Origin of the sequence: Paraburkholderia sp. BR10954 (assembly GCF_040965775.1) — a bacterium.
GTDB lineage: Bacteria > Pseudomonadota > Gammaproteobacteria > Burkholderiales > Burkholderiaceae > Paraburkholderia > Paraburkholderia youngii.
This window is the reverse complement of the sequence record NZ_JBFRCK010000006.1, coordinates 251,049-264,399: the sequence shown is the minus strand read 5'-3', so window position 1 is coordinate 264,399 and position 13,351 is coordinate 251,049. Positions and strand designations below refer to the sequence as shown.

Below are 13,351 nucleotides of genomic sequence, written 5' to 3'. Positions count from 1 at the left end.
GTGCTCCTCAATGGCCTTCGCCGTGATTGCCGCGCCCAGGCCGCAACACGGCCACAGCTGACGTGCCGACGCGAAACAGCTCCGGGTTCGGATTGCCCACGAGGATCTTCACCGGAAAGCGTTGCGACACGTGCACCCAGTTCAGCGTGCGCTCGATGCGCGGCAGACCGCCAGGCAGGGCAAGGCCGGCCTCATCCGAAGCGATGCCGTAGCCGATCGAGTCGACTACGCCGTCAAAGCGCTGCCCGGTGTCGCTCATCAGGTAGACGGTGGCGGGGGTGCCTGCGCGCACACCCTTGAGTTCGGTCTCGCGAAAGTTCGCGACTACATACCAGTGGCGCGTGTCGATCAACGTAAAGACCGATTTGAGTGTGGAAGCGAACTGCCCCGTCGATGTCTTCAGCGAGACAACGCGTCCGTCGAATGGTGCGCGTACCGTTGCATATTCGAGGTGCAGTTCGGCAATCGCGATCTCGGCCATGATGACGGCACGCTGCGCGACCAGCGCGTCCACCCCGCTCACCGCCGCTGCCGCCTGCTGGGCCTGTAGCTGCGCGGCGCTGAGTTCGGCCTCGGTTGCGCGCTGCGCCGTGCGTGCGCGGTCGACATCTTCTGCCGACACATAGCCGTGCGAGAGCAGCGGCTCCATCCTGCGCAAGGTGTCCGACGCCTGATTCGCCGCGGCACGGGAGCGTTCGACAGCCGCGCGCACCGACTGTGCGTTGTACTGCTGCGCGTTGACCGTGCGTTGAGTCAGCTCGATCTGACGATCGAGCGCGACGAGCGATGCCTTGCCTCTCGCCAGCGCATCCTCGTACGGGCGTGGATCGATGCGAAACAGCAGATCTCCCTGCTTTACCGCCTGATTGTCGCGCACCGCCAGTTCGACGATGCGGCCGTTGACCTCGGGCACGACGTCGATGGTATCCGCATAAGCATAGGCATCGTCGGTGCGAGGTGAGCGGTCCAGCAGCCGGATCACGAGAAAGAGCAGCAACAGCGTCGCCACGACCAGGAGGACCGCCGGCCATGCCTTCTTCCCGGTCTTGCTCGCACCTGTCGCCATTAGCTCACCTGAAGCGGATTCAATATTGGAACAACGCCAGCCAGAGGGCGAGTGACAGGAATGCGACCAGCGTGGGATACACCACGGCGGAGGGCGCCAGCAGGTGGTCCACCCCGAAGCGCTTCCGAACCAGATAGACGACGACCGTCAGCACGACGCCCGCGACAATGCAAAACAGCCAGTCGGGAAAGTACGCGCCGAGCACGTTGAGCGACGGCGAGTAGTTTGCGCACCCTGAAACGGAAATCGTTGCTATCACGGCGGCGCCAATTGGACGCTTTGGATCTCCGCCCGTGGTGAGTGGCATATGTCACTCCGCATGTCTTAGCAGCGCAGCCTCGACGGCACCAAAAGCGCGCTCCATTTCTGAACGTCCTGCAGGCGCGGAATAGCCGCTCTCGATGATGTGAGTCGCCTCTCCCTTCAATCGGCAGATGAGGCTGGCGGCGCACCGGCTGTCGAGCGTCCCGTCGAGAACGGATACTTCGATCGCGGTGACCAGTGCCGCCACCGCAACGTCGGATGACCCATCGGCACTGCTGTTATCCACCGAACCTTGCGACTCATTCATACGATTCTCCTCATGGCCAATCACGCGCAAGCGGCGATATGCAATGTCTTCATTGCGCAGCTTTTGTTATGGACGATTCAGCGCCGTCCTGCAGTGGATCGCACGCGTTATCGTCGTTCGCGCGCGCGAGGGGCAGCCGTGGTGACACGTCTTCGTCGCCCGCTGCTTTCGTATCCTTTGGTGTCCATGCAGTGCGATATATCTCGACGACGTAGTCGCGGGCGTCGCACTGCTCGTGGAACAATCGTTCATCAAATGCTCGGTGTCGTTCGTGCGTCGACATTTCCAGAATCCAGCACACCGCCAGGACAAGCAACGCCCATACGAATCGCTCGGTACGTCTCATTCCAAACGCCCCTGACCTGTCACAGCGACAGGGCCCGCCTGCCATTCTCATGGGGCGGCGCACAGGCAAAAACCAGAAAAACGAGCTTGCCTCCGCAGTCGACCACCGAGATCAGCGGAATCCACAGCGAATCGCCGAACGCAAGCGGAAGGCCGGAGCCGAGTGCCAGAATGCCGACGCCGCAGATAAACGCAAAAATTTCGCGAGCAAAGCGGACATTCATGACCACGGCGAGTCCGGCGATCCCCACGATAAGGTTGGCGGCAATGGCGGAAGCAAAGTCCCAGTTGCCATTTCCCGTGAAGAAGTCCAGCGCCGTCTCCACCAGCGTCCACCAGCAGATCAGCAGCGTCGCGATCGTGAGGGCGTGACCCGCAGGCGGCTGGGCTCCACCGTGCACGACGTGCCCCGAAGTCGCCTGAATCAGGGATCCAAAATCATTTTCGGCTTGCCTGAACATTTCCCGCCTCTTCGCGTCGCACCTTCGTTCTCGAACCGGCGCCAGTGATTGGGGCATCGAACGCGAGCCGCGAAACTGTACCGTCCATGCTTGCAAGGTAGCCCGGCAACGCGAAGAAATCTATTGTACGAACGGTCTGTGGCCCTGACTCGCTGTTTGTCCGACTCATCCTTTGGTATAACCCAGGGGCTGGCGCAGGACACGAACGAACGGGGGAAACAGCGCTTATCAGGCACGCGCATTTTTCATGAGGTACTTGCCTCCGAGCCCGCACTCTGCCGCAGCTTCAGCAGGTCAAGCAGCATGCGCTCGCATTGCGCCGTAAGGTCGCCAACAGACTGGCCCGCTGCCTCGCGCCGCGCACCGTCGATGATCGCCTGCTGCATGTTCGGCGTCAGTTCGGGCGACCCCAGCGCTTTCCACCATGCGGTCATCGGTCCGGTGAACTGATCGAGAAAGTTCTCGATGCCGCCTTTCCCGCCGCCGAGATGAAACAGCATGGTCGGTCCCATCAATCCCCATCGCAGTCCGGGGCCATGACACACCGCGGTATCGGCATCCGCCACACTCACGACGCCCTCTGCCACGAGATGCACCATCTCCCGCCACAATGCTGCCTGTAGCCGGTTCGCCACAAGACCAGGCACCTCCTTGCGAACGCGGATCGTGCGCTTGCCGAGCGACGTATAGAAGGCCGTGACCTTGTTGACGGTCTCCTCTGACGTCTGTTCGCCTGCAACGATCTCGACGAGCGGAATGAGATGCGGCAGATTGAACGGATGCCCGATCACGCAGCGTTGTGGATACGACTTGCAACCCACCTGGATGTTACTCATCGTGAGGCCGGAGGAACTCGAAGCGATGGGTACGTCCGGTGGAAGGAGAACGTCAAGCCCTTCATATATCGCGCGCTTCAAGTCGATCCGTTCGGGACCATTTTCCTGGACGAAGCCAACGTCCGCCACGGCGCCCTGCAACTCGCGCGTGAAGGTGAGACGGGAGCGCGAGGCTCGGGGCGCGAGGCCAAGTGCTTCGAGCGCCGGCCACGCCGCGTCGACATAGTGCTGCAAGCGCTGCTCGGCGTCCGGCCCCTGATCCACTGCGACGACGTCGAGTCCTTTCGCGAGAAATAATGCGGTCCAACTCGCGCCGACCACGCCCGTGCCAATCACCGCAACACGGTTGATTTGCTTCGCCACTGAGACGTTCCTTATAGTCAGATGTGCAATGCACGGCGTCACGAACGCGAGGGACCCCGCTGTCGCTCGAACGCCATGCTGGCGGCCAGCCTGGGTATTCAGGCAGAAGTTAATTCAATCTACCAATGTCAAGACCGCAAAACATTGGAGAATCCAACGAGAGTCTTTGTGCATTTCGACAATCGCATCCCGGCGAAGCTGAACGGCTGCGAATTGACATGCAGGAAGGGAAAATTGAACGGTCGTACGGCACATCGCTACGATCGGAGAGCGCCGGCACCAGGCCATTATTAATGTGAACGGACTCTAGGGGGCGCAGTTCGGCAGCACGAACTGAAAGATTGCGCCATGCGGCGCATTCTGCCTCGCCCACAGATGGCCGCCGTGGGCTTCGACGATCGACTTGCAAATCGATAGTCCCATGCCCATACCGACGAGCTTCGTCGTAAAGAACGGCTCGAACAGCCGGTCGGACGTCGCCGGGTCGAGCCCTGCGCCGGTGTCTTGAACGGCAACGCGGATACCGCCCATTTCCGCGGCCTGTGACGTGATAGTGAGCGCTTTCGGGTCGGGAGTCGCTGCGGCCATCGCTTCGATCCCATTCATGATCAGGTTGAGCAGCACCTGCTGCAGTTGCACCGGGTCGCCAAATACGAAACCGACGTCCGGCGCCAGGTCGGTGCGAAGCGCCACGCCCTGCTCTTGCAATTCGACCCGGGTCAGCGCCAGCACGTCCGCGATGGCGTCGTTGATGTCGACCTTCGTCAGTTGCGGCCCCGACTTCGATACGAGCGCGCGCAATCCGCGGATCACGTCGCCCGCGCGGTGCGCGTCGTGAACGATGCGGGCCATCGCGCCGCGCATGCTAGCGAGATCGGGATTCTCGCGGTTGAGCCAGTTCATGCATGCGGTGCCGTTGGCGGAGATCGCACCCAGCGGCTGATTGATTTCGTGGGCAATCGAAGCGACCAGCTGGCCCATGGTCGTCAGGCGGGCGATGCGCGAGAGTTCCGTTTGCGCATCTCTTAGCGCCTCCTCCGCACGCTTGCGCTCCGTGATGTCCATTACGGTGCCGATGAATTCCAGTGCCCCAGATGCCGTGATATCGGGCTGCCCCACCACCTGCAGATATCTGACGGCTCCGCCCGGGAGTTCGATGTGATGCTCGTGCCGGAACCGCCGTCTTTCGCGTACGGCGCCTTCAAGCACCCGCTCGAACGACGTTCGTTCTTCAGGACGGATGCGCCCCAGGAACGACTCATATGACGCCTGCGCCTTCGTTTCGAACCCGAAGATGCGCCGCAGCTCTTCCGAAGACGAAACATCGCCGGTTTCGGGCCGCCACCGCCAGCTGCCGGTGTGGCTTATCTTCTGTGCCTCGTTGAGCGATGCCTCGCTCGCTCTGAGCGCCTCTTCGGCATCGCGCCGATCCGCGTTTTCGTGAACCAGCTCGGCGTAGAGACGTGCGTTTTCCAGCGAGATCGCCGCCTGCGACGAAAGGAGTTCCAGCACCGCGATCCGGGCGGCCGGAAAAGCGTGCGAGGCGAGACTGTTCTCGAGGTACAGCATGCCGATCAGCTCGGCCTGCTTGATCAGCGGCAGGCACAGGATGGAGCGCACGGGTTTGTGACTGAAGTACGCGTCGGCGGCCTGGGCGCCGAGTGTTCGCACGTCGTCGAGAATCGCGGGCTGCTTGCTGCGCGCGACCTGATCGAGGATGGATACCGGCGCCTGCGCCGACCTGACCGGCGCCCGCACGATGTGCACCCGCACGGCCCCGCGATCGACACTCGCTTCGGCCTCGACGCGAAGTTTCCCCTCCTGGGGGAAAACCAGCAGCCCGTAGTCTGCTCCAGCGTGCTCGACGGCCAGCACCATCAGTGTTTCGATCAGCTTGTCGCTAACGATCTCGCTGGCTATGGCTTGAGACATCCTGACGACGGTACCAAGATCGATCTGCTCGGTCGAAGCTTCGATTGTCGGCAGCAATGCAGCGGGCGCACGCTCGCGCGATTCAGGGTGCCGCTCTTCGAACTGGGCAGCGAGCGCGAGACCGGGGCCGCGCTGACCAGAATCGAGCGTTTCGAGCTGGCCGGCGGCCTCCCATGCTGCGAGGCACTTTCTAAGGTCTGCCTCCACCCCAGCGGCAGTTTGATAGCGCTCCTCGGCAGTCTTTGCCAGAAGCTTCATCAACACGCTCGAAATCTGCAGGGGTACCCCGGTCGGAACGTCGCTGGGCGACATGAGCTGGCGCGCGACGTGGCAATCGATCAATTCGATCGGATCTTTCGTGGCCAACGGCAGCGCACGGGTCAGGATTTCATAAAGCGTGACGCCCAACGCGTAGAGATCGCTGCGCGAATCGACGCAGCGGTTCATCCGGTCCGTCTGCTCAGGCGCCATATAGGCAGGCGTTCCAGCAATGGTTTCTGGCCAGTCAGGAAGCCGATTCTCAGGCGGATGCCGCAAAGCGATGCTGAACCCGGTCAGCCATGCGTGGCCACGGACCATGTCCACGACGACGTTCGCGGGCCTGATGTCGAGGTGCATCAGCCCTCGCTCATGCATGCGGTCAAGCGCCTGCGCGAGCGCGATCCCAACACGCAGAAAGCTTGGAATGTCCAACGAATGACCGACGAGACAATCAAGCGGCTCCCCGCCCGGGTCCTCGAGCACAAGCGTCGTACTGCCTTCGAAGTGCAACAGCGCGATAGGCCGCGCCGCCCAGTCGGAGCAGAGCTCGGATTCGAGGGAATATTCATGCTCTAGCCGTTTGACCAGTTCCGCACGCTCTGATGCGGCCGGCGTGACGAGCAAAATAGGATTCAGCCCGTCGCGAGTGCCGCGGCGCAGCGTGTACTCGCCGGTCCGCAGCGTGGTCAACCGATAAGTAGAGAGATCTACCATGTAGAACGCACCCCGGGCCGAAGACATCGTCGCTCAGGCTTCTGGCTCGACCCCCAAGGCCGCCGCCATCCTGACAAGCTCCGCCACGGAGCGTGCCGCCATCTTTCTCATCACCTGCGCCCTATGGATCTTCACTGTCACTTCCCTGACGTCCATCTCGGAGGCGATCTGCTTGTTCAGCAAACCCGCTATGACGTAACCCATGACTTCTCGCTCGCGCAACGAAAGTAATTCGTAAGCGTTGCGAAGTGATGCCACCGATTGTTCCGCGACGAGCCGTTCATGGTCGCGCGCCAGTGCCTGGACAACGGCATCCAGCATGTCCTGCTCACGAAATGGCTTGGTGAAAAAGTCCAGTGCTCCGGCTTTCATTGCTCTGACCGACATCGGAACATCGCCGTACCCCGTCATGAACAGGACCGGCATGCGCAGGCCGCTCTTTGCGCCTTCCTGCTGGAAGGCAAGGCCGCTTTCGCCACGTAATCTGACGTCGAGAATAAGGCAGGAAGGTATGTCGGCCTTGGGGAACGCGAGAAATTCCCGGGGCGAGGCGAAAGTCTCGACATGCAGGCCGAAGGAATCCAGCAGGTTCGTCAGCGCGATGCGCATCGACTCATCGTCGTCGATGACATAGACCACCGATTGTGCGCCCCTGCCCGTCCCGGCGATCGAAGTCGAAACCGGTATCGCACTCATCTTCTTTCTCCGTGTGGGAACGCTGCCTGGTGAGTCTGCTACAACTACCGGATGCGATACTGCGCCACCCCAAAGCGACGAACATCGGCCGACACCGTGGTCCTACTGTGTTCGAGCTTGTGTCGTCTGGTAGAGAAATTTGCTTTAACGCCCCGGATCTTATCCAATAAACGCTCGCAACAGCAATGCTTAAGTATAGTGCCGTCCGAAAAACCGAAGGAAAGGCAGGGCCGGGCACCAAGTACCAGCGCGGCAATGAATTCCTTAGTCGCTTAACAACGCTCACAGAGCCGCGCGCAAAGTTGGGCGCCGTTAAGGGCGAGCGCTTTAACAATAAGTTATGCGATATTTAAACCTGCCTGGCGGCCGTAAAGGTCCTAAATCCGAAAGCAACGCTTTCGCCAGGAGTACGATTGCAGAATGATTGACGTCACTGACGACGGCGATCCGGTGGTATAGATCATCCGCAGCCCAATAGTCATACGATCCCAGGACGGGGGCGCATCGGCTTGGGTAGCCACTTCCGACTCAAGCGAGGCCAGACCACCTGATACGGGAGGGAGCGAGTTGAGTGTCTCATTCGGTTCGGTTGATATCGATACGAGCGATCCGCTTCAGTTCGTGTGGGAAGACGGCGACTGCGCGTTCTACCGGGGATCGCGAGTCCGCGCGGATGGCATCCGCGAGTCCGTGCTGATAGTGCGGCCTGCGGACCCTCATCCCAGTCAGGCTGTCGTCGATCGCCTTGCGCATGAGTACGCGCTCGCGGACGAACTCGACGAAGCGGCGGCGGTGCGGCCGCTCATGCTGCTGCGCGAACATGGCCACGCTGCGCTCGTGCTCGAGGATCCTGGCGGCGAACCGCTCGAGCGGTTCACCTCGCCAATGGACACGAAAGACTTTCTTCGGATCGCCACCGGCATTGTTATTGCCTTGGGCAAGCTTCACGCGCGGGGGCTCGTCCACAAGGACGTGAAGCCCGCCCACATCGTCGTGAATCACGCGACCGGCGCGGCAAGGTTGACGGGCTTCGGCATCGCCATGCAACTACCGCGCGAGCATCAAACGCCGAAGCCGCCCGAATTCATCGAGGGGACCCTCGCCTACATGGCGCCTGAGCAGACCGGCCGAATGAACCGGTCGGTCGATTCGCGTAGCGACCTTTACTCGTTGGGTGTGACCTACTACAGGATGTTGACGGGCGTCTTGCCGTTCAGCGCGTCCGACCCGATGGAATGGGTGCACTGCCATATCGCGCGGCAGCCGGTGCCTCCAGCGGAGCTCGACAGGTCGATACCGGGGCCAGTTTCGGCGATCGTCATGAAGCTGCTCGCCAAGTCAGCAGAAGACAGGTACCAGACTGCGTTCGGCGTCGAGCACGATTTGCGCTGTTGTCTGGTCCAGTGGGAAACCGCGAAACTCATCGACGACTTCCTGCTCGGCGTGTGCGATACACCCGACCGGCTTTTGATCCCCGAGAAGCTGTACGGCCGGGAGCGCGAACTCGATACGTTGCTGCGCACTTTCGATCGCGTGAGCGACGGCAAAGTGGAGCTGGTGCTTATCACCGGCCACTCAGGCATCGGCAAGTCGGCTCTCGTACACGAATTGCAGAAGAAGCTCGGCTCCTCGCGAGGCATCTTCGCCGCTGGGAAGTGCGATCGATACAAGAGTGATATCCCCTACGCGACGTTGGCGCAGGCGTTGCAACGCCTGATTCGGCCGCTCCTCGGTAGCCGGGAAGCCGAGCTGGGCCGCTGGCGTGCCGCGCTTTGCGCAGCACTCGATCCGGGCGGGGCCTTGATCCTAAACCTGGTGCCGGCCCTCGCTACCGTGATCGGCGAACAGAAACCGGTCCCCGAGCTTCCGCCTGAAGATGCACAACGCCGCTTTCAGCTCGTGTTCCGGCGCTTCATTGAGGTCTTCGCCACGCCTGAACATCCGCTCGCGCTATTTCTCGACGATCTCCAGTGGCTCGATGCGGCGACGCTCGATCTGCTCGATTTCCTTTTGACACGATCGGGCTTGCAGCACTTTCTGTTGATCGGTGCCTACCGCGATAACGAAGTGGATGCGACTGATGAGCTCACCGGCAAGCTCGCTGCAATCCATGGGATGGGCGCGGCCGTGCATGAAATCAGGCTCAAGCCGCTGATGCCCGACACGCTTGGGCAATTGATCGCCGATTCAATGCGCTGCGCACCGGAGCGCGCAGCACCGCTTGCGCGTTTGCTACAACAGAAGACCGGCGGCAATCCTTTCTTCACGCTCCAGTTTCTCGTGGCGCTCGTCGACGAGGGCTTGCTCAGCTTCGATCATGCGCTCGAGTGCTGGTCGTGGGATCTGCGCCAGATCGCCGCCATGGACCATACGGAAAACGTCGTCGAGCTCATGGTCGGGAAGCTCAGCCGTCTGCCCGCCAGAACCCTGAAAACCCTTCAGTTACTCGCATGCCTCGGCAACATCGCCGAAGCGGCCACACTTGCAACCGTGTGCGAGAGCTCGGAGCGAATGGTCAGCGCCAATCTGTGGGAGGCGGTCCGCCAACAGTTGATAATCCGTCAGGAGGGCGCCTACCGGTTTGCTCATGACCGGATACTGGAGGCAGCGTATTCGCTGATTCCAGTCGCAAGCCGGGCAGACATGCACCTGCGCATTGGACGGCTGCTCGCGGCTCGACTTGCACCGGCGAAAAGGGAGCAGTCGGTCTTCGATATCGTCAGCCAGTTCGATCGTGCGAATGCACTGATCGTGACACCAGAGGAGCGTCAACTGGTCGCCGAGCTGAACCTGCTCGCCGGCAAGTACGCCATGATGTCGGCGGCCTACGCGTCAGCGCTCAATTACTTCAAGGCAGGCGCGGAGCTGCTGACGGAAGACGGTTGGGCGCGCCAGCATCGACTCGCCTTCTCCCTCGCCATTCACCGCGCCGAATGCGAAATGTTGACGGGCCATCTGAAGTCAGCCGAAAACCGTCTGGCGATGTTGTCGACACGCGCCGCCGATAACGTCGAACGGGCGATGGTCACAAGCCAGCAAGCCGATGTCTACGTCATGCTCGGCCAGAGTGATCGCACCGTCGCCGCCGCACTCGATTATCTGCGTCATGAGGGCGTCGACTGCTCAGCGCATCCAACGGAAGCGCAGGTGCAAGTCGAATACGCGCGGATCTGGACATTGCTGGGCAAGCGCACGATCGAGGAGCTCGTCGATTTGCCCGTGATGAGCGACGCCGCGAGCGTTGCCTCCTTTGACGTGCTGACCAGGCTCTTTCCAGCCGCGCTGTTTACAGACATCCACCTCTATGCCCTGTTGATCTGTCGAGCGGTCAATCTCAGCCTCGAGCGCGGCATTTGCGATGCGTCGTGCGCCGCCTACGTACGGCTCGGTCTGATAGCCGGCGTCTATTTCGGCGACTATGCGGCCGGATTCCGATTTGCGCGGCTCGGCTATGAACTGGTCGAACGACGCGCGATGAAACACTTTCAGGCGCGGACCTATGAGACGTTCGGTCTCGTCGCGCAATGGACGAATCCTGTCCGAATGGCCCGTGAACCTCTGCATCGCGCCATGGATGTTGCCAGCCAGATCGGCGATTGCACTTATGCGGCATACAGCTGCGCCCACCTGAACACCAATCTTCTGCTAGCTGGCGATCCACTCGTCGAGGTGCAACGTGGCGCCGAACATGGCCTCGATTTCGCGCGAGCGGTTCGATTCGGATTTGGCGCCGATCTCATCACGCCGCAGCTTCAACTTGTCAGGACGCTTCGGGGACTCACGCAAAAGTTCGGATCGTTCGATGATAACCAGTTCAATGAACACCAGTTCGAGCTGAATTTTTCCAGCAAGCCGGCTTTAGCGGCGGTGGCATGCTGGTATTGGATTCGAAAGCTCCAGGCCCGCTTCTTTGCGGGCGACTATCGGATAGCCCTCGAGGCATCATCGAAGGCTGAATCTGTTCTGACGAAGCATTCCGGATCACTCGAGATAGTGGAATATCACTTTTTCGACGCCCTTTCGCGCGCTGCGATCTGCGAGATGGAGTCACCGCTTCAGCGCAGGCAGCATCTGGACGCGATGGCTGTCGATCACAGAAAACTACAGGCATGGGCCGCAAACTGCCCGGAAAATTTCGAAAGCCGAAGAGCGCTGGTGGCGGCCGAAATAGCGCGTCTCGACGGCATGGAACTCGAAGAAACGATGCGCCTTTACGAGTTGGCGATCCGCTCGGCACGCGAGAGCGGGTTCGTCCATAACGAAGCGCTCGCCTGCGAAACGGCAGCACAATTCTACGCGGCACGTGGGTTCGAAGCCGTCGCGCGTCTGCATATGCGCGAGGCCCGTTCAGGTTATCTTCGCTGGGGTGCCGATGCAAAAGTGCGGCAACTCGATGAGCGATTCCCGCAGTTTCTCGAGGAGGAATCGGGCGTGCGGCCGGCGATCACGATCGGCGCACCTGCGGAGCACCTCGATCTGTCCGCCGTCATCAAGGTCTCGCAGGCCGTTTTCGGCGAGGTTGTTCCAGAGCGTCTGATCGATACGTTGTTGCGCCACGCGATCGAATATGCGGGTGCCGCCCGCGGCCTCCTGATCACACCGCGAGACGGTGAATTACAGGCCGAGGCAGAAGCTTTCGCTGGCAGCGACATGGTCGTCGCGCAGCCGCGATCGGGCGCTGCGCTGCCGGAATCCATCGTGCATTACGTCGCGCGAACCCTTGAAACCGTGATCCTCGCCGATGCATCGGCCCGGAACCCGTTTTCCTCCGACCCGTATATCGCCCGGTTTCGCGCACGGTCGATACTTTGCCTTCCGCTGATCAACGGCGCCAAACTGCTCGGCGTGCTGTACCTCGAAAACAATCTCGCGTCCCACGTGTTTACCGCAGCGCGGATCGCCATGCTGAAACTGCTGGCGTCTCAAGCGGCCATTTCGCTCGAAAATTCCCGCCTGTATCTCGACCTGGCGGAACGCGAAGCAAAGATCCGGCGCCTCGTCGAGGCCAACATCATCGGGATCTTCATTTGGCGGTTCGATGGCCAGATCGTCGAGGCCAACGATGCGTTTCTTCAGATGGTAGGCTATGACCGGACCGATATCGTCGCGGGCCGGGTCAAACGGGAAGACCTCAGCCCACCCGAATGGCGCGAGCGCGATTTGCGCACGCTCGTCGAGCTGAAGACGGCCGGCATCGTCCAACCGTTCGAAAAGGAATACACCCGTAAGGATGGCCTACGGGTGCCGATCCTGATCGGCTTTGCCGCCTTTTGCGAGCAGTCCGACGAGGGGGTAGCCTTCGTCATCGATCTGACTGAGCGCAAGCGAGCCGAGACCGAAACACGCGAAGCCGAACAGCGCTATCGCGAGATGCAATCTTCGCTCGCGCGTGCGAACCGCCTGGCGACGGTCGGCCAGCTCACCGCCTCGATCGCCCACGAAATCAAGCAGCCGATCGCTGCGTCGGCCATTAACGCGCAGGCGGCCATGCGGTGGCTGCGCTCCGAGCCGCCGAGGCTGAGAGAGGCACAGCAGGCGCTCGATCGAGTCGTCGCCGATGCCATACGGGCGGGGGACGTACTCTCCCGTATCCGCGAACTCGTCACGAAGGCCCCCCAGCACAAAGATACCCTGCGAATCAGCGAAGCCATCGTCGAGGTCGTCGAACTGAGCCGTGGCGATCTGACGGAGAACGACGTATCGGTGCAACTGGCATTTTCGGAAAACTTGCCGATGGTCCGTGGAGACCGCGTTCAATTGCAACAGGTGATGCTCAATCTGATACTCAACGCTCTCGAAGCGATGACGAGCGAGACCGGCGCGCCGCGCGAACTTTTGATCGAAACCTCGCAGAACGGGTCAGGCGGCGTACGCGTCACGGTGCGGGATTCGGGGCCCGGCATCGCACCGGAGAATATCGAGCGAATCTTCGACCCGTTCTACACCACCAAGTCAGGCGGCATGGGCATGGGGCTGTCGATCTGCCGATCGATCGTCGAGGCACACGGGGGACGCATGTGGGCAGACGCGAACACGTCTAGCGGCAGCGTCTTTCAAATCGTACTTCCGACCAGCGACGCGGAAGATCTCGCTGACTGAGCTTCAG

At 61.2% G+C, this 13,351-nt stretch carries 9 protein-coding genes; 1 reads left to right on the top strand and 8 read right to left on the bottom strand.

The genetic code is table 11. The features are described 5' to 3' along the window. Nucleotides 1-7: 7 nt before the first annotated feature. From mdtN to AB4Y34_RS12240, 8 genes are all read right to left on the bottom strand, one after another. Complete coding sequence (gene mdtN / locus AB4Y34_RS12275; protein WP_368716151.1) at nucleotides 8-1,066, bottom strand: multidrug transporter subunit MdtN; 1,059 nt, start codon at nucleotides 1,064-1,066, stop codon at nucleotides 8-10. Nucleotides 1,067-1,085: 19 nt separating this feature from the next. Then, on the bottom strand, nucleotides 1,086-1,373 hold the full coding sequence (locus AB4Y34_RS12270) for a YtcA family lipoprotein (RefSeq protein ID WP_176123046.1): 288 nt from the start codon (nucleotides 1,371-1,373) through the stop codon (nucleotides 1,086-1,088). A gap of 3 nt (nucleotides 1,374-1,376) precedes the next feature. Next, entirely contained in the window at nucleotides 1,377-1,637 is a 261-nt protein-coding gene (locus tag AB4Y34_RS12265; protein ID WP_368716150.1) for a hypothetical protein, read from the bottom strand. Between the two features lie 49 nt (nucleotides 1,638-1,686). Next, nucleotides 1,687-1,983: a hypothetical protein gene (locus AB4Y34_RS12260; protein WP_176365842.1), complete on the bottom strand. Its 297-nt coding sequence runs from the start codon at nucleotides 1,981-1,983 to the stop codon at nucleotides 1,687-1,689. 19 nt (nucleotides 1,984-2,002) lie between these two features. Then, complete coding sequence (locus tag AB4Y34_RS12255) at nucleotides 2,003-2,443, bottom strand: hypothetical protein (protein WP_368716149.1); 441 nt, start codon at nucleotides 2,441-2,443, stop codon at nucleotides 2,003-2,005. Between the two features lie 245 nt (nucleotides 2,444-2,688). Further along, nucleotides 2,689-3,642 carry a 3-hydroxyacyl-CoA dehydrogenase NAD-binding domain-containing protein gene (locus AB4Y34_RS12250; RefSeq protein WP_368716148.1) on the bottom strand — a complete coding sequence of 318 codons (954 nt, stop codon included), beginning with the start codon at nucleotides 3,640-3,642 and terminating at the stop codon, nucleotides 2,689-2,691. A gap of 306 nt (nucleotides 3,643-3,948) precedes the next feature. After that, nucleotides 3,949-6,549 (bottom strand): ATP-binding protein, encoded by a 2,601-nt coding sequence (locus tag AB4Y34_RS12245; protein WP_368716147.1) that lies wholly within the window; start codon nucleotides 6,547-6,549, stop codon nucleotides 3,949-3,951. 33 nt (nucleotides 6,550-6,582) lie between these two features. Next, nucleotides 6,583-7,245 carry a response regulator transcription factor gene (locus AB4Y34_RS12240; RefSeq protein WP_368716146.1) on the bottom strand — a complete coding sequence of 221 codons (663 nt, stop codon included), beginning with the start codon at nucleotides 7,243-7,245 and terminating at the stop codon, nucleotides 6,583-6,585. Between the two features lie 567 nt (nucleotides 7,246-7,812). Between AB4Y34_RS12240 and AB4Y34_RS12235 the strand changes: the two genes are divergently transcribed. Next, on the top strand, nucleotides 7,813-13,344 hold the full coding sequence (locus tag AB4Y34_RS12235; RefSeq protein ID WP_368716145.1) for an AAA family ATPase: 5,532 nt from the start codon (nucleotides 7,813-7,815) through the stop codon (nucleotides 13,342-13,344). Nucleotides 13,345-13,351: the final 7 nt, after the last annotated feature.

Coding starts and splice junctions, on each gene's coding strand:
- AB4Y34_RS12255 (WP_368716149.1), bottom strand. CDS start 2,443: ATGTTCAGGCAAGCCGAAAATGATTTTGGATCCCTGATTCAGGCGACT.
- AB4Y34_RS12245 (WP_368716147.1), bottom strand. CDS start 6,549: ATGGTAGATCTCTCTACTTATCGGTTGACCACGCTGCGGACCGGCGAG.
- AB4Y34_RS12270 (WP_176123046.1), bottom strand. CDS start 1,373: ATGCCACTCACCACGGGCGGAGATCCAAAGCGTCCAATTGGCGCCGCC.
- mdtN (WP_368716151.1), bottom strand. CDS start 1,066: ATGGCGACAGGTGCGAGCAAGACCGGGAAGAAGGCATGGCCGGCGGTC.
- AB4Y34_RS12240 (WP_368716146.1), bottom strand. CDS start 7,245: ATGAGTGCGATACCGGTTTCGACTTCGATCGCCGGGACGGGCAGGGGC.
- AB4Y34_RS12265 (WP_368716150.1), bottom strand. CDS start 1,637: ATGAATGAGTCGCAAGGTTCGGTGGATAACAGCAGTGCCGATGGGTCA.
- AB4Y34_RS12260 (WP_176365842.1), bottom strand. CDS start 1,983: ATGAGACGTACCGAGCGATTCGTATGGGCGTTGCTTGTCCTGGCGGTG.